Genomic DNA, 14,707 nt, shown 5'->3' on the forward strand with positions numbered 1-14,707 from the left:
CGGTTGTTTTCAGAAGTTTTCAAAATTTCTTTTTCAACTTCAACCACTTGCGCTTTCGATCTCTCGTCAGCGGGAGGCGAATTCTACAGCGTTGCACGCCGCTGTCAACACCTCTTTTCTCCGCCTTCGACCGGGATGATCGAAACGCCGAAAGGGCCAAACATCACCACCCTCTTCGACTCCCTCCGGGCTTCGCTGAACTGAAGCGATCCGCTGCCGAAAACTTCGTAACTCGTTGAATCTCAAGGAGTTTTCCGTTTCGACTGCGCCGGAAGTGGGGCAAATTATAGAGAACTGAAATCTACCGTCAACCGTTAATTTCTCTTTTCTATCAACATTCTTAAAAAGGCCGCGCTGCATATAGACGCCCACACGGCGAATGCGCACTATATTGCGCAACCCAAGCCTATCTTCAACTCGGACACTGCCCAGCGATGAACGACCACTCCCGCAGCCTTGCCTCGATTCTCTTTCCGGTCGGCCTGCTGCTCATAGCCATGGCTTCGATCCAGTCCGGCGCCTCTCTCGCCAAAAGCATGTTCCCCGTGGTCGGCGCTCAGGGCACCACCACCCTGCGCCTGATTTTCGCCAGCGTCATCATGGTTCTGCTGCTGCGTCCCTGGCGAGTGAAGCTGACGGCCCAATCCCTACGCACCGTCATTGTTTACGGCATGGCATTGGGGGGCATGAATTTCCTCTTCTATATGTCGCTACGCACCGTACCGCTCGGCATCGCCGTCGCCTTGGAGTTCACCGGCCCGCTGGCCGTCGCCATCTATGCTTCCCGCCGGGCCATCGACTTTCTCTGGATCGCACTGGCCGCCGCCGGACTTCTGCTGCTGATCCCGACCGGGGCGACAACGGCCGGCATCGATCTGATCGGTGCCGGGTACGCCCTGGGCGCCGGCGTCTGCTGGGCGCTGTACATCCTCTTCGGCCAGAAGGCCGGTGCCGACAACGGCGTGACGACCGCCGCGCTGGGCGTCATGATCGCCGCACTGTTCGTCGCCCCCATCGGAATCATCCACGCCGGGACAGCACTGCTGACCCCCTCTCTGATTCCGGTGGCGATCGGCGTGGCCATCCTGTCCACAGCCCTTCCCTACACCCTGGAGATGGTTGCCCTCACCCGCATGCCTGCCCGTACGTTCGGCACCCTGATGAGCATCGAGCCCGCGTTCGGCGCGTTGTCCGGCCTGCTCTTCCTGCAGGAGTACCTGTCGTTGTCACAATGGATGGCGATTCTGTGCATTATCCTGGCCTCCGTCGGTGCGACCATGACCATGGGCAGCACAGCCAAGCCTGCCGTTGCGGCAGATTGAGACAGGATTTGACGAAGGTCTGGCATTTGGCGCGCATTTAGGCCATGTTAAAGCGCGTAACCCAATGCCAGGCATGGATTTTTCAGACAGGGACGGCACAACGCTTCAAACGTGAGCGAATGCAGGCAGAATCGAGCACCAGACTCGGCGCCGCGATTAAGGACGTTAATGAAACAGATTTTGATACTGATCGCCGTACTCGCAATCGCGGGTTGTGCAGCCACCACGAAAACCCAGGTCAAGCATGGCAAGAAAGGCCTGCACATAAACTGTTCCGGACTCTCGTCCTCCTGGGACAAGTGCTACGCCAGCGCCGCCAACGCCTGCGCTCCCAAAGGCTACAAGGTGATCGCAAAATCAGGGGATGCCGTGGAAGAGCCCGGTGACTATCCCTTCGGCCTCAATCCCGCCGGCTATACCAGCCGCAGCATGATCGTCATCTGCAAGTAAGCGGGCACCTACTCCGCGAATTGAGCTGCGATTCGCCGACTGATTTCCTCATGACTGGCGCCCAGCACTTTCTTCTGCATGTCCGTGCTGGCCAGCATCCGCGCAACCACCAATGCGCCCACGCATTGCGACAGAATCGCCCAGGCCAGGCTCTCGCTTCCCAACGTCTGCGCCCAACTCTGCTGAAGCCTGCCGATCCACAGCTCGGCCTGCTCACGCACCCCGCTCTCGGAACGCGCGATCTCCGCGCCCAATGCCGGTATCGCACAGCCGGACTCAGGCTGTTCGACATGAGCCATGCTCAGATACTGCTTCAGGCAACGCTCAAGCCGCTTGCGATCCTGCGTACCCTGCCCGCCCAACCGCTCGAGACTTTGCCCGAGCTCACGCTCGACAATGGCCGCGAACAGCGCGTCCTTGGATGAGAAATGGCTGTAGAACGCCGCGCCGCTCAGTCCGATCGCCTTCATCAGACCGTCGACGCCCACCGTGGAAAAGCCAGACCTTTTCGCCGACAACGCACTGCTGTGCAGCAGCTTTTCCTTGGTTTCGAGCTTGTGACCGGCTGAATAACGCATTTTCGTACTCCGCGATTGACTGCCTTGACGCTGCCAGGATCCTAGCATAACGTTCGTTCACTTAACGATCGTTTAATAAAGGGGATACCCATGAACAACAAGAAGGTCGTATTGGTCGTCGGCGCAGGCGATGCCACCGGCGGCGCGATTGCCAGGCGCTTCGCCAAGGAAGGGTTCGTGGCCTGCGTCACCCGCCGCAGCGCCGACAAGCTGCAACCTTTGGTGGAAGCCATCCACGCCGAAGGCGGCCAAGCCCATGGCTTTGCCTGCGATGCGCGCAAGGAAGAAGACGTGATCGCATTGGTCGAGGACATCGAGACCCGTCTGGGCCCGATTGAAGCGTTTGTCTTCAACATCGGCGCCAATGTGCCGTGCAGCATCCTCGACGAAACCGCACGCAAGTATTTCAAGATCTGGGAAATGGCCTGTTTCTCGGGTTTCCTCAATGCCCGGGAGGTGGCCAAACGCATGGTCACCCGCCGCCGGGGCACTATCCTATTCACCGGCGCCACCGCCGGCCTGCGCGGCGCCGCCGGCTTTGCCGCGTTCGCGGGCGCCAAGCACGGCATCCGGGCCTTGGCGCAAAGCATGGCCCGAGAACTGGGCCCCTTGAACATCCATGTCGCCCACGTCGTGGTGGACGGCGCCATCGGCACCGACTTCATCCGCGACAACTTCCCCGAGAAATACGCAACCAAGGAACAGGACGGGATCCTCGACCCCGAGCACATTGCCGAAAATTACTGGTATCTGCACAGCCAGCCCCGGGACGCCTGGACATTCGAGCTGGATCTGCGCCCCTGGAGCGAACGCTGGTAACGTCCATAACAACAATCAGGAGTGCCGCACCCATGAGCAAAACCGTGGAGTTCTACTTCGACCTCGGCAGCCCCGCCACTTATCTGGCCTACACGCAGTTGCCGAAGATCTGCGCCGAAACCGGCAGCCAACTGGTTTACATCCCGATGCTGCTGGGCGGCGTATTCAAGGCCACCGGCAACGCCTCCCCGGCCACGATTCCGGCCAAGGGACGCTACATGTTCGAGGATCTGGACCGTTATGCCCGACGTTACGGCGTTGCGCTGAAGTTCAACCCTCACTTCCCGATCAACACGTTGATCCTGATGCGCGCCGTCACCGGCATGCAATTGCGCCATCCGGAGCGGTTCCAAGCGTTCGTCGATTGCCTGTTCAACGCCCTCTGGGTCGAGGGCCGTTGCCTCGACGAACCCGCAACGGTGGCGGCCGTGCTGACCGAGCACGGTTTCAACCCGGAGGATGTGCTGGCACTGACCAACGACGAGGCCGTGAAGGCTGCCCTCAAGGACAACACTGAAACCGCCGTCAAGCGAGGTGTGTTCGGTGCCCCGAGCATGTTCATCGGCAACCAGCTGTTCTTCGGTCAGGACCGGCTGGACTTTGTCACAGAGGCCTTGCGTTAGAGTTCGATCACCAAGCGTCCACGGGCCGCTTTCGATGCGAGCACCCCGTGGGCGTCTTCGGCGGTTTCCAGGGTGAACCGACGAGGGTCGACCATCGGCCGCAGACGCCCCGCTTCGATCATTTGCGCAACCTGCCGCAGGATGTCCCCGTGATGTTCACGTCCGTGGCCGGTCAACAGCGGCAGCAGGGTGAATACGCCGGAATAGGTTGCGCCCCGGAACGAAAGCGGCGCCAGGCTGTGCTGCCCCCATCCCAGGCAACTCAGCACATGCCCGTGATACACCCGCGCGGCCTTGAAGGCGGCGTCCAGCGCTTCGCCGCCCACCGTGTCATAGACGATGTCAAAGCCCTCCCCCGCCGTGTGTTCGTTCACATAACTTTCCACCGGGGTTTGTCGGTCGATGAATGTCGCGCCGAACCCTTCGATGATTGACCGCTGCCCGGCAGAACCTGTGGCGAACACATCCGCCCCGAAGGCCCGCGCCAGCTGAATGGCCACATGCCCGACCCCGCCTGCTCCCCCATGGATCAGCACTTTTTGCCCGGCGCGCACATGAGCGCGATCCACCAGCCCCTCCCACGCCGTAATGACCACCAACGGCAAACCGGCCGCCTCACGCATGGACAGGTTCGAGGGCTTGCGTGCCAGCAGTCGCGCGTCCACTGCTGCATAGTCGGCCAACGAGCCCTGGGCGCCACCAATCCCCGTGGCCATCGCATACACCTCGTCACCCGGCACCCAGCCGAGAACGCCTTCGCCTACCGCCTCGACCACACCGGCAAGGTCGATGCCCAACACCGCCGGCAGCGCCTGCCGGGCATGGGCGGCTTGGCCCGCACGGACTTTCAGGTCCAACGGATTCACGCCGCTGGCCTTGATCCGCACCAGCACTTCTCCCGGACGTGGCGTGGGACGTTGCAGCGAAACCAAGCGTAGCGAACCGTTTGGGGTTTCAACCATCAGCGCGCGCATGTGCATTGAGTCAGTCATTTCGGCATTTCCTGTCTGAAAGAGAGTGGAATCATCCTCTCGCAACCAATCCATGCCGATAAGACGCCGTATCGTTATAGTAACCATGCCAATACAGCATGAATGAGCGCTGCTTCCCATGGACAAACTCCACGCGATGTCGATTTTCGTCCGGGTCATCGAACGCGGCAGTTTTTCCGCCGTGGCCCGTGAGCTGCAGACCACACAGCCGACCATCAGCAAAGTCCTGCGCGCGCTCGAGCGCCAGCTCGGCGGCAAGCTGATCGCCCGCAGCACGCGCAAGCTGTCGCTGACCGATGAAGGCCAGCGCTACTACAACGAATGCCGAACCATCCTGGCGGCGGTGGATGCTGCCGAGCACAGCTTTCAGTCCGGCCGGGAAACCGTTGCGGGCCCCTTGCGGATCGGCTCGTCCGTCAGCTTCGGCCGCTTGCAGATCGCGCCGCGTCTGGCGGCGTTTCTGGAACACTACCCGCAGGTGCAGATCGATCTGCAACTCAGTGACCAGAACCAGGATCTGGTCAGCGAAGGCCTGGACGTCAGCCTGAGAATCGGCGCATTGAGCGACAGCGGCATGATCGCCCGCCCCATCGGCCTTACCCACCGCATCACGGTCGCCGCGCCGGCTTATCTGGAGCGACATCCCGCACCGCTTGCGCCCGCCGATCTGCGCCGGCACAACTGCCTGCAATTCAACCTGCTCAGCAGCCAGAACCTGTGGACTTACGAAAGGGACGGACAGCGCCACGAGGTGCGCATCCAGGGAAACGCCCAGAGCAACAACTCAGAGGCCATCCGTGAAATGGTGCTGGGTGGGTTGGGGATTGCGCTGTCGCCGGTCTGGCTGTTCAGCGAAGACTTGAAGGCGGGCCGGGTGGTCGCCCTGTTGCAGGACTACCGCACACAACCGCTGCCGATGCACGCGGTGTTCCCGGCGAACCGTCGCCAGTCCGCCAGGATCCACGCATTCGTCGACTTCATGGCTCAGGCGCTGGCGACAGCGCCCGAGTTGACGCCGATCAGATAGCCGCAGTGCGGGCGTTCAGCCAGGCCAGCGCCGCGCCGTCGAGCAGCGGGCTCAGGCGCTTGCGCACTTGGGCGTGGTAGGCGTTGAACCACTGTTTTTCGTCCTCGGTCAGCAAGGACGGCTCCAGGCAGCGGGTGTCGATCGGGCACAGGGTCAGGGTTTCGAACTTGAGGAATTCGCCGAACTCGCTGCTGCCTGCTTCGACGTTCATCGCCAGGTTCTCGATGCGCACGCCCCAGCGTCCCGGACGGTAGGTGCCCGGTTCGATGGAGGTGATCATCCCCGGTTGCATGGCGGTCTGCGGTGCCGGCGCCGCCTGGTAGGCGATCACCTGCGGGCCTTCATGGACGTTGAGGAAGTAACCGACGCCATGGCCGGTGCCATGACCGTACTCCACGTTGTCGGCCCAGATCGGCGCCCGGGCGATGGCGTCGAGCAGCGGCGACTGGATGCCTTTGGGGAAGTGGGCCCGCGACAACGCGATCACGCCTTTGAGCACCCGGGTGCAATCACGCTTCTGCTCGGCGTTCGGCGTACCGACCGGCACCATCCGGGTGATGTCGGTGGTGCCGCCCAGGTACTGGCCGCCGGAGTCGATCAGCAGCAGGCCGTCGCCCTCGATCACCGCATGCGCTTGCTCGGTGGCGTGGTAGTGCGGCATGGCACCGTTGGCGTTGAACGCCGCGATGGTGTTGAAGCTCAGCGACACGTAGTCCGGACGACGCGCACGGGCGGCGGTCAGTTTCTCGTCGATGGTCAGCTCGGTGATGCGCTCGCGGCCCCAGGCGGATTCCAGCCAGGCGAAGAATTCGCACAGCGCCGCGCCGTCCTGCTCCATGGCACGGCGGATGTGTTCGGCATCGGCCTGGCTCTTCTGCGATTTGGCCAGCGTGGTCGGATTGAGGCCTTCGACCAGTGTCACACCGCCGTCGAGATTGCCCAGCAGACCGCTGGTGACCCGCGCCGGATCCACCAGCAGGCTCGCCCCGTCCGGCACCGCGCGCAAGGCATCGGCGACTTCGCTGTAATCGCGCAGGGTCACGCCGTCCTGTTCCAGCACGGCGCGCAGGTTGGCGTCGACCTTGCCCAGGGCCACGAACAGCGTTGCCTGCTGCTGGCTGATCAAGGCAAAGGAGATGAACACCGGGTTGAACGACACATCGCCGCCGCGCAGGTTGAACAGCCAGGCGATGTCGTCGAGGGTGGCGATGAAATGCCAATCGGCCCCGCGCTCCTTGAGGGTTTCGCGCAGTCGGGCGAGCTTCTCGCCACGGCTGACGGTGGCCTGCGGCGACAGGTGCTGATAGACCGGTGCGTCGGGCAGTTGCGGACGGTCGCTCCAGACTTCATCCAGCAGGTCGATGTCGGTGCGCAGACGGGCGCCGCGGGCCTCGAGCTTGCTGCCCAGGGTCCGTGCCGACGCCACCGCCATCACCGCGCCATCGACCGCCACCACGCCGCCTTCCGGCGTCTGTTCGGCCAGCCAGTCCAACGGTCCCGGCTGGCCCGGCTGCAGCTTGACCAGTTCGATGCCGCTGCCGTTGAGCTCTTGGGTCGCCTGTTCCCAATAACGGCTGTCGGCCCAGACGCCGGCGAAGTCCGTGGTGACGATCAGCGTACCGACCGAACCGTGGAACCCCGACAGCCATTGCCGGCCCTGCCAGTAGCCCGGCAGGTACTCTGACAAGTGCGGGTCGGCCGACGGCACCAGCAACGCATGGATGCCTTCGCGGCGCATCAGTTCACGGGTGTGCGCCAGGCGCTGGGGAACCGATCCGTCGGTCAAAGTCTGGGTACTCATCATGTCTCCTGCTAACCACTTCGTCGTTATTGTCCGGTGCCGGTTATGTCCGGCACCTTTATGAAAGTCCTGTCGCCCAGAACGCCGGAGCGCCGGTGCAGGCGCCCTTGATCAGTTGCACGGCCCGGTCGATGTCGTCGGCCGTGGTGAAGCGGCCGAGGCTCAGGCGGATGGTGCGGCCCGCCAGGCGTGCGTCATGCCCCAACGCCAACAGCACGTGGGACGGGGTGTTGCTCGCCGAGTTGCAGGCCGAGGTCGCGGAAAACGCGAGCGAATGGCTCAGGGTCGCGGCGTTGAACTCGCCTTCGCCGAAGGTCAGGCTCAGGGTGTGCGGGATGCGCCGCTGCGGGCTGCCGTTGAGGCGCACGCCGGGCAGGCTCAGCACCTGTTCGAGCAGGCGCTCGCGCAGCGCAGCGATGGTGTTTTTCTCTTCATCGAACACCTGCGCCGCCAGGGCGAAGGCGGCGCCCATCGCCGCGATCTGGTGGGTCGCCAGGGTGCCGGAGCGCAAGCCGCCTTCATGCCCGCCGCCGTGGATCTGCGCCTGCAGACGCTGCTGCGCGCGCGGGCCGACGTACAGCGCGCCGATGCCCTTGGGGCCGTACAGCTTGTGCGCCGAGAAGGACATCAGATCCACCGGCCATTGCGCCAGGTCGATGGCGACCTTGCCGGCGCCCTGCGCCGCATCGACATGGAACAGCGCCTCGCGGCCGCGCACCACCTCGCCGATGGCCGGGATGTCGTTGACGGTGCCCAGCTCGTTGTTGACCAGCATCAGCGACACTAGAAAGGTGTCGTCGCGCATCGCTTCGCTGACCGCCTGCGGGGTGATCAGGCCGTCGGCGTCCGGCACCAGGTAGGTCACGGCGATGCCGGCGTCCTGCAGTTGCCGTGCGGTGTCGAGGATGGCCTTGTGTTCGATCTGGCTGGTGATGATGTGCCCGCCGGGCACGCCCCGGGCCTGGACCACACCCTTGAGGGCCAGGTTGTTGGATTCGGTGGCGCCGGAGGTCCAGACGATCTGCCCGGCCTGGGCCCCGACCAGTTCGGCGACCTGCAGGCGCGCCTGCTCGACCGTGTGCCGGGCCTGCCGGCCGAAGGCATGGGAGCTGGAGGCCGGGTTGCCGAAATTGCCGTCGAAACCCAGACACTCGATCATCACCTGGATGACCCGCTCGTCCACCGGGGTGGTAGCGGCGTAATCGAAATACAGCGGACGTTGGTTCATAGAAAAACTCGCAGAGCGTGTTCCGGGGTCAGGAGGCTCGTGTCTGCAAACGGCAAGGCGCAGCCTTGTGGGCCGCGCCGCGGTTAGAGAGCGTCATCATTACCTGATCGGATGCCGTTAAAGAAGAACAACTTCATTTAAGAGTGCGTAGGAACGCTCCTGAAGCCGAGCTTAACAGGCATCGGGCCGGCGGTTGAAGCGATGCGTCAGGCAAAGCTTTCCAGCAGCAGCGGGTACAGCGAAATCACCAGCAGCGCCGCCATCCCCCAGTTGAACGCCCGCAGCCAGCGGCGATCCTTGAGCACGTTGCGCAACAAGGTGCCGCAGGCCGCCCACACGCCGACGCTCGGCAGGTTGATGATGGCGAACACGGCGGCAATCACCAGCACGTTGGTGAAGTAGCCTTGCATCGGCGTGTAGGTGCTGATGGCGCCGATGGCCATGATCCACGCCTTGGGGTTGACCCACTGGAACGCCGCCGCCCCCAGGTAGCTGATCGGCTTGCCTTCGCCGTCGCCGCTGTCGCCGACCGGGCCGGAGCGGGCGATTTTCCACGCCAGGTACAGCAAGTAGGCCGCGCCGACATACCGCAGGATCGTGTACAGCAAGGGATAGCGCTGAAACACCGCGCCCAGGCCGAACCCCACCGCCACGACAAGCACGAAGAAGCCGCAGGTGATGCCGAGCATGTGAGGGATGGTGCGGTTGAAGCCGAAATTCACCCCCGACGCCAACAGCATGGTGTTGTTCGGCCCCGGCGTGATCGAGGTGACAAGGGCAAACAGGGCGAAGCCCAGCAGCAGATCGAGCGAGAGGGTCATGGCAGGCATTCCGTGAGGGTCATTCAGGTGTTGACCCTATCGCACGGCACCGCGCCAGCCCATGGACAGTTGGGTGAAACTTCGAGCAGTACAGTTATCGATCAGCTTGGACGACCGTGAAGCTGTACGGCCCGTTCAGCGCTCATTTCGCCATGGCTGTCGAAGCCGACAGTCCTCTGTGGCTGGCCGAGCAGTTCGGCTTTCTTCGCGTGGTACTCGTCGAAGGACAGGCCGCGGCGGTTCAGCGCTTCGAGGGCCAGTTCGCGGGTTTCTTCCGCCGTGTAGGGGCGCAGCTCGGGCGACACGTGGCTGGCGCAACCGGCGAGCACGGAGACGGCGAGCATCAGGGAAACAGTCAGTAAGCGGTTCATCGGGAGCGTCCTGGCGAAAGGTGTTTGTCGATGGACAAAGGCTACGCCCGGGCACGCGTGCGCAGAAATCAACGCGCTCAATAGTGGCTATCAGGTTTGACGGTGAGTCCCTCAAGCACGTACGCAAGATCAGTCGGGCAGTGCCGCGACTGATCCTTCCCACACCGCACCGCCCCCGAAACGCTTGATCCGGCTGCCGATCTATCCGACCAGCTGACAATGCAGCCCTTCGTCATGGCTGCGGGCAATGCTGCTCAACACCTGGAACGAACCGAAGGTCACGGTGCGCGCCCGATGGGTGCGGATCAGGTGCCAGAAATCCTGTTCGCCGTTTTCGAAGCTGCGAAACGCCGCCTCGCCGGCCTCGCGCGAGCGCCATTGCAGAAAGCCCAGCACCCGCCGGCCGTCGTCGCTGGCCTGGACGCTGGCGCTGACGAACCCGGCGTAGCGTTCGGCCAGACGCTCGGTCTGCAATGCCAACGCGGCGACCAGCGCAGGTTGTTGTCCGGGGTCGATCTCGAATTCGATCAATTGGGTGAAGCTGCTGTTTTTCGGCGCGTGCATAACGTCCCCACTCGTCTGTCAGGCGAATCTTGCGATTCGAAGGCGTGCAGGTTAAAACCTCTAGTTAAGTAAAGGTCAAGAGGCAAACTTCAAATGGTCACCGCAGACACCCTGCACAAGCAACTGACTGTCGGCGAAGTCGCGGCCCGCAGCGGCGTGGCGGTCACGGCCCTGCACTTTTACGAATCCAAGGGGTTGATCAAAAGCCAGCGCAATGCCGGTAACCAACGCCGCTATCCGAGGGAAGTGCTGCGGCGCGTGGCGTTGATCAAGGTGGCGCAGCGCCTGGGCATTCCGCTGGCGGAAATCGGCGAAGCCCTGAGGAACCTCCCGGACAACCGGGCGCCGACGGCGTCGGACTGGAAACGGCTGTCGGAGCAATGGCGCCGCGAACTGGACGAGCGGATCGGGCAACTGATGCTGTTGCGCGACCGCCTCAACGGCTGCATCGGCTGCGGGTGCCTGTCGATGGAAGCCTGCCCGCTGCGCAACTACGGGGACGTGCTCGGGGAACAGGGGCCGGGGCCGCACTTCCCGCCGTCGGCGAGCGATGCCGAATGACCGCCGACCCTTTGTCGGCGGCCCGGTCTGCGGCGCCGGCACGGACCTATAGTTGACCGACCGGACATCCGGTGAAGACTGACCGTCCACAAGAAAGAACAGGGAGAACGTCATGAGCGTCAAACCCATTCCTGAGGGGTATCACAGCATTACCCCGTATCTCGGCATCAAGAAAGCCGCCGAGGCCATCGACTTCTACAAGAAAGCCTTCGGCGCCACCGAAGTCATGCGCCTGGCCATGCCCGACGGCAACATCGGCCATGCCGAACTGCGCATCGGCGACAGCGCGATCATGCTCGGCACCCCGTGCGAAGAGGGGCCGTTCAGCAGTCCGGAGCAGTTCGTGTCGGTCGGTCTGCATCTATATGTGACCGACGTCGACAAGTCGTTCCGGCGGGCGATCGATGCCGGTGCGACCTCCGTGGAGGACGTCAAGGATCAGTTCTACGGCGACCGCAGCGGCTCCTTGCGAGATCCTTACGGGCATCTGTGGTTCCTGGCCTCGCGCAAGGAAGACCTGACCGAAGAGCAGATCCGTCAGCGGGCCATTGAGAGGTTCAAGCAAGGCTGAACGACCTCCTTGCCGAATGCCTGTAGGAGCGAGCCTGCTCGCGATTGCTGTATGTCCGTCAATGAAGCTGTCGACTGACTTGAGGCAATCGCGAGCAGGCTCGCTCCCACAGTGCGGATGCCGCTTCGGCGAAGTGCGAAACATTTACTTTCATATCACCCATCGGGAATTTCCTCGCTCATCCGTCTTATAGAGATGCGGGCCGGTCGCCCGGGCGAACGCCTCGACCGCGCCCTCCAGGGACGCCCCTGCTGCGAAGCCCGTAGCAGCCGCTCCTCCCACTGAATCAAGACGTTCAATCATGTCGAAGAAATCCCGCTCGAAACTGTGGTTCCTGGTGCATAGCTGGCTGGCCTTGCCGATCTGGTTCTTTGTCCTGATCGTCTGCGTCACCGGCACCCTGGCGGTGGTCAGCCAGGAAATCGTCTGGCTGGCCAACCCCCAGATGCGCGCCAGCCAGCCGTCCGACGACGCAACGCGGCTCAGCTACGACCAGATCCTCGCCGCCATCAAGAAAGCCGAACCGCAGACCGTGGTGCAAAGCATCAACCGTCCGGACGAATCGCACTTTGCCCTCGACGTCGACGTCAGCTACCCCGACGGTCGTGTGCAGACGGTGTACGTCAACCCGTACACCGGCGCCATCCAGGGCACGGCGCCGGACTTCAACTTCAAGGCCTTCACCCGGGCGCTGCACGGCTGGTGGCTGGTGCCGTTCACCAACGGCTTCAGCTGGGGCTGGTACCTGGTGTCGTTCCTCGGCCTGCCGATGCTGGCTTCGCTGGTGACCGGGCTTGTGGTGTACAAACGGTTCTGGAAAGGCTTCCTGCGCCCGACCCTGCGCTTCAGGCACGGCGCACGGATCTTCTGGGGCGACTTCCATCGCCTGAGCGGCATCTGGTCGATCTGGTTCATCGCGGTGATCTCCATCACCGGCACCTGGTTCCTGATCCAGGCGCTGCTGTCGGACAACCAGATCTCCATCTCCAGCGAACCGATCATCCCGGCCATGGCCCGCGAAGCCGTGCCGATGTCCGGTGACGGCACGCCGCCGCCACGGATCAGCCTGGACCGCGCCGTCGAAATCGCCCGGGAGAGAATCCCCGGCCTGGAAGCCAGCTTCGTCAGCCTGCCGGGCAACGCCTACGCCCACCTCGACATCGGCGGGCGCGGCTGGTACCCGCTGATGTTCCAGAGCGCCACGCTCAACCCCTACAGCGGCGACGTGGCGGCCACGCGCCTGCTGTCCGACCGCACCTCGCTTGAGTTCGTCACCGAATCCATGCGCCCGCTGCACACCGGCGACTTCGGCGGGCTGTGGATCAAGCTGATCTGGTTCTTCTTCGGCCTGCTGCTGAGCATGATGGTGCTGAGCGGGCTGCTGATCTGGACCAAACGCACGGCCCTGGCCACCGCCAATGCGCTCAAGCGCGAGCACGAGCAGCAGCGCGTCAAGGCACAACCGGCCCCGCGCCATGAACCGTCGGAGGCCAGCCTGTGAGCCGATCCACACCTGCACCGCAGCCTTCCCGGCTGAGCCTGTTCTGGCACAAGTGGCGTTTCCACATCAATGTCCTGCTGCTCCTGATTCCGCTGGGCTTCATGCCCAAGTACTTCGCCGACGCCGCGCTGTTCCGCGGCGACAGCGGCCTGGGCGAGCGGGAGATCGGGCAGATCCAGGTCGGCCCCTGGAGCCTGCGCCTGGCCGAGCTGCGCGACGAGGCCCCGCGCTCCGACGGCCCGGCCGGCTACCTCAAAGGCTTCAACGCCGCCCTGTGCAGCGCCTGCGTCGATCAGGTCAAGGCCACTTACCTGCGCATCGGCAAGCCCCGCAGCCTGCGCGCCGCCGGCTCGATCTTCTTCGGTACGCCGTACCGCATGGGCACCCAACTGCCGGTGCCGGACAAGACCCGCGCCGACGCCGAACTGTGGATCACCATGGAAGGCTGGGACGGCAGCATGCACCAGGCCTCGATTCCGCTGAGCCAGGCCTCCCCCGCCACTCTCGCCTGGCTGAACAAACAAGGAGCCAAACCATGAGCCGCGCCCCACGTCCTTTCCGCCCACGCCGGTGCCTGAGCGCCGCGCTGCTGGCGCTCGGTGCCGTCTTCAGCGCCGGCGCCCTGGCCCACAACCCGATGTGCGAGTGCAAGGCCATCGACGCCGAACAGATCAAATGCACCGGTGGCTTCTCCGACGGCAGCGGAGCGCCGGGGGTGACCCTCGACGTGATCGGCTATGACGAAACCATCCTGCTGCCGGGCAAGCTCGGCGCCGACTCGACCTTGACCTTCAAGAAGCCCGGTGCCGAGTTCTACGTGCTGTTCGACGCCGGCCCCGGCCACGTCGTCGAAATCGACCAGGCGGACATCGAAAGCCCATGACCACACCCACCACCCAAACCGTCCGCCCGGCCGGCGCCGGCCATGAAACCCTCAACGTGCTGCTGTTGTGCCTGCTGATCCTGGCGCTCGCCGGTTCCGTGGTGGCCTGGCGCGGCGTCTCCCACGAGCCCGAGCCGGTTTCCGGCCATCAGCTGGATGCCCGCCGCGACCTCAATGCCGCCGAGCAGGGCCTCTACGCCGACCTGCGGGTCACCCTCGACGAAATCCGCCTGCTGCGCGAAGAACAACAGGCCCTGCCGACACCGCAGGCCCTGGCCGACGAAGGCTTCGCGCCGTTCGCCCAGGACGCCAGCTCCGTCAGCCGCGGCGGTCACGCATGGCAGTTGCTGGCCGACTCGACCTACTACGGCCAAAGCCAGGCGCCTGCCGTGGCCGGTTCGTTCCTGATGCGCACGGACGCCGACGGGCACGCCCCGCCCGACATCTGGCTTACCCGCCAGGCCGACGCCGGGGTGCCGACGGATCTTTCCGACGATGCCCTATCGGCCGCCGGCTGGAAACAGATCGTCGCGCAATACGATGCCGGGGTGACCCGCGAGCATCGCCATTGACCTCCCGCCTCCATTCCACGGAA

18 protein-coding genes and 1 pseudogene are annotated in these 14,707 nt (G+C 63.9%); 12 read left to right on the forward strand and 7 right to left on the reverse strand.

Annotated features, from left to right (window positions below):
• The 3 genes and pseudogenes from CAG33_RS28685 to CAG33_RS21165 form a co-directional block, all read left to right on the forward strand.
• Positions 1-204, forward strand: a pseudogene (locus CAG33_RS28685) (hypothetical protein); the annotation flags it as partial.
• A 230-nt stretch (positions 205-434) separates the two neighbouring features.
• Positions 435-1,322 (forward strand): threonine/homoserine exporter RhtA, encoded by an 888-nt coding sequence (gene rhtA / locus CAG33_RS21160; protein WP_085629891.1) that lies wholly within the window; start codon positions 435-437, stop codon positions 1,320-1,322.
• Positions 1,323-1,490: 168 nt separating this feature from the next.
• Positions 1,491-1,772 carry a hypothetical protein gene (locus CAG33_RS21165; protein WP_085577896.1) on the forward strand — a complete coding sequence of 94 codons (282 nt, stop codon included), beginning with the start codon at positions 1,491-1,493 and terminating at the stop codon, positions 1,770-1,772.
• Positions 1,773-1,780: 8 nt separating this feature from the next.
• Here CAG33_RS21165 and CAG33_RS21170 read toward each other — a convergent pair whose 3' ends face one another.
• On the reverse strand, positions 1,781-2,350 hold the full coding sequence (locus CAG33_RS21170; RefSeq protein ID WP_085577897.1) for a TetR/AcrR family transcriptional regulator: 570 nt from the start codon (positions 2,348-2,350) through the stop codon (positions 1,781-1,783).
• A gap of 90 nt (positions 2,351-2,440) precedes the next feature.
• Between CAG33_RS21170 and CAG33_RS21175 the strand changes: the two genes are divergently transcribed.
• Both CAG33_RS21175 and CAG33_RS21180 read left to right on the forward strand, forming a co-directional pair.
• Entirely contained in the window at positions 2,441-3,169 is a 729-nt protein-coding gene (locus CAG33_RS21175; RefSeq protein ID WP_085640425.1) for an SDR family oxidoreductase, read from the forward strand.
• 32 nt (positions 3,170-3,201) lie between these two features.
• Positions 3,202-3,792 (forward strand): 2-hydroxychromene-2-carboxylate isomerase, encoded by a 591-nt coding sequence (locus tag CAG33_RS21180; protein WP_085577899.1) that lies wholly within the window; start codon positions 3,202-3,204, stop codon positions 3,790-3,792.
• On the opposite strand, the gene CAG33_RS21185 is transcribed toward CAG33_RS21180, so the two are convergent.
• On the reverse strand, positions 3,789-4,784 hold the full coding sequence (locus CAG33_RS21185; protein ID WP_085629889.1) for a zinc-dependent alcohol dehydrogenase family protein: 996 nt from the start codon (positions 4,782-4,784) through the stop codon (positions 3,789-3,791). The two genes, CAG33_RS21180 and CAG33_RS21185, sit on opposite strands and share 4 nt — an antisense overlap.
• A gap of 118 nt (positions 4,785-4,902) precedes the next feature.
• Here CAG33_RS21185 and CAG33_RS21190 point away from each other — a divergent pair, with 118 nt between their 5' ends.
• Positions 4,903-5,811 carry a LysR family transcriptional regulator gene (locus tag CAG33_RS21190; protein WP_085640427.1) on the forward strand — a complete coding sequence of 303 codons (909 nt, stop codon included), beginning with the start codon at positions 4,903-4,905 and terminating at the stop codon, positions 5,809-5,811.
• Here CAG33_RS21190 and CAG33_RS21195 read toward each other — a convergent pair.
• The 5 genes from CAG33_RS21195 to CAG33_RS21215 form a co-directional block, all read right to left on the reverse strand.
• Entirely contained in the window at positions 5,804-7,612 is a 1,809-nt protein-coding gene (locus CAG33_RS21195; protein ID WP_085629885.1) for an aminopeptidase P family protein, read from the reverse strand. The genes CAG33_RS21190 and CAG33_RS21195 overlap by 8 nt on opposite strands.
• 58 nt (positions 7,613-7,670) lie before the next feature.
• Complete coding sequence (locus tag CAG33_RS21200) at positions 7,671-8,840, reverse strand: cysteine desulfurase family protein (protein ID WP_085640429.1); 1,170 nt, start codon at positions 8,838-8,840, stop codon at positions 7,671-7,673.
• A gap of 206 nt (positions 8,841-9,046) precedes the next feature.
• Entirely contained in the window at positions 9,047-9,661 is a 615-nt protein-coding gene (locus CAG33_RS21205; protein ID WP_085577904.1) for a LysE family translocator, read from the reverse strand.
• A 101-nt stretch (positions 9,662-9,762) separates the two neighbouring features.
• On the reverse strand, positions 9,763-10,032 hold the full coding sequence (locus CAG33_RS21210; RefSeq protein ID WP_085577905.1) for a hypothetical protein: 270 nt from the start codon (positions 10,030-10,032) through the stop codon (positions 9,763-9,765).
• A gap of 201 nt (positions 10,033-10,233) precedes the next feature.
• On the reverse strand, positions 10,234-10,596 hold the full coding sequence (locus tag CAG33_RS21215) for an antibiotic biosynthesis monooxygenase (protein ID WP_085577906.1): 363 nt from the start codon (positions 10,594-10,596) through the stop codon (positions 10,234-10,236).
• 93 nt (positions 10,597-10,689) lie between these two features.
• Here CAG33_RS21215 and soxR point away from each other — a divergent pair, with 93 nt between their 5' ends.
• The 6 genes from soxR (at position 10,690) to CAG33_RS21245 (ending at position 14,684) form a co-directional block, all read left to right on the forward strand.
• Positions 10,690-11,157, forward strand: coding sequence for a redox-sensitive transcriptional activator SoxR (gene soxR / locus CAG33_RS21220; RefSeq protein ID WP_085640431.1), 468 nt, complete (start codon positions 10,690-10,692; stop codon positions 11,155-11,157).
• 112 nt (positions 11,158-11,269) lie between these two features.
• Positions 11,270-11,728, forward strand: coding sequence for a VOC family protein (locus CAG33_RS21225; protein WP_085577908.1), 459 nt, complete (start codon positions 11,270-11,272; stop codon positions 11,726-11,728).
• Between the two features lie 301 nt (positions 11,729-12,029).
• The gene (locus CAG33_RS21230; RefSeq protein ID WP_085640433.1) at positions 12,030-13,229 is read left to right on the forward strand and encodes a PepSY domain-containing protein; all 1,200 of its coding nucleotides are present in this window, start codon (positions 12,030-12,032) and stop codon (positions 13,227-13,229) included.
• Positions 13,226-13,768, forward strand: coding sequence for a thiamine pyrophosphate-binding protein (locus CAG33_RS21235; RefSeq protein ID WP_085577910.1), 543 nt, complete (start codon positions 13,226-13,228; stop codon positions 13,766-13,768). Before CAG33_RS21230 ends, CAG33_RS21235 begins: the two co-directional genes overlap by 4 nt.
• Positions 13,765-14,112 (forward strand): hypothetical protein, encoded by a 348-nt coding sequence (locus CAG33_RS21240; RefSeq protein WP_085577911.1) that lies wholly within the window; start codon positions 13,765-13,767, stop codon positions 14,110-14,112. The genes CAG33_RS21235 and CAG33_RS21240 overlap by 4 nt, the downstream gene beginning before the upstream one ends.
• Entirely contained in the window at positions 14,109-14,684 is a 576-nt protein-coding gene (locus CAG33_RS21245; RefSeq protein WP_085640435.1) for a DUF6162 family protein, read from the forward strand. Before CAG33_RS21240 ends, CAG33_RS21245 begins: the two co-directional genes overlap by 4 nt.
• Positions 14,685-14,707: the final 23 nt, after the last annotated feature.

This window comes from Pseudomonas sp. B3(2017), assembly GCF_002113595.1.
GTDB classification, from domain to species: Bacteria; Pseudomonadota; Gammaproteobacteria; order Pseudomonadales; family Pseudomonadaceae; genus Aquipseudomonas; species Aquipseudomonas ekonensis.

Bases quoted from the DNA above. Each gene is read 5' to 3' on its own strand.
- CAG33_RS21165 (WP_085577896.1), top strand. From the start codon at position 1,491: ATGAAACAGATTTTGATACTGATCGCCGTACTCGCAATCGCGGGTTGT.
- CAG33_RS21225 (WP_085577908.1), top strand. From the start codon at position 11,270: ATGAGCGTCAAACCCATTCCTGAGGGGTATCACAGCATTACCCCGTAT.
- CAG33_RS21215 (WP_085577906.1), bottom strand. From the start codon at position 10,596: ATGCACGCGCCGAAAAACAGCAGCTTCACCCAATTGATCGAATTCGAG.
- CAG33_RS21185 (WP_085629889.1), bottom strand. From the start codon at position 4,784: ATGACTGACTCAATGCACATGCGCGCGCTGATGGTTGAAACCCCAAAC.
- CAG33_RS21245 (WP_085640435.1), top strand. From the start codon at position 14,109: ATGACCACACCCACCACCCAAACCGTCCGCCCGGCCGGCGCCGGCCAT.
- CAG33_RS21205 (WP_085577904.1), bottom strand. From the start codon at position 9,661: ATGACCCTCTCGCTCGATCTGCTGCTGGGCTTCGCCCTGTTTGCCCTT.
- CAG33_RS21240 (WP_085577911.1), top strand. From the start codon at position 13,765: ATGAGCCGCGCCCCACGTCCTTTCCGCCCACGCCGGTGCCTGAGCGCC.
- soxR (WP_085640431.1), top strand. From the start codon at position 10,690: ATGGTCACCGCAGACACCCTGCACAAGCAACTGACTGTCGGCGAAGTC.
- CAG33_RS21175 (WP_085640425.1), top strand. From the start codon at position 2,441: ATGAACAACAAGAAGGTCGTATTGGTCGTCGGCGCAGGCGATGCCACC.
- CAG33_RS21190 (WP_085640427.1), top strand. From the start codon at position 4,903: ATGGACAAACTCCACGCGATGTCGATTTTCGTCCGGGTCATCGAACGC.
- CAG33_RS21200 (WP_085640429.1), bottom strand. From the start codon at position 8,840: ATGAACCAACGTCCGCTGTATTTCGATTACGCCGCTACCACCCCGGTG.
- CAG33_RS21195 (WP_085629885.1), bottom strand. From the start codon at position 7,612: ATGAGTACCCAGACTTTGACCGACGGATCGGTTCCCCAGCGCCTGGCG.
- CAG33_RS21230 (WP_085640433.1), top strand. From the start codon at position 12,030: ATGTCGAAGAAATCCCGCTCGAAACTGTGGTTCCTGGTGCATAGCTGG.
- rhtA (WP_085629891.1), top strand. From the start codon at position 435: ATGAACGACCACTCCCGCAGCCTTGCCTCGATTCTCTTTCCGGTCGGC.
- CAG33_RS21180 (WP_085577899.1), top strand. From the start codon at position 3,202: ATGAGCAAAACCGTGGAGTTCTACTTCGACCTCGGCAGCCCCGCCACT.
- CAG33_RS21170 (WP_085577897.1), bottom strand. From the start codon at position 2,350: ATGCGTTATTCAGCCGGTCACAAGCTCGAAACCAAGGAAAAGCTGCTG.
- CAG33_RS21210 (WP_085577905.1), bottom strand. From the start codon at position 10,032: ATGAACCGCTTACTGACTGTTTCCCTGATGCTCGCCGTCTCCGTGCTC.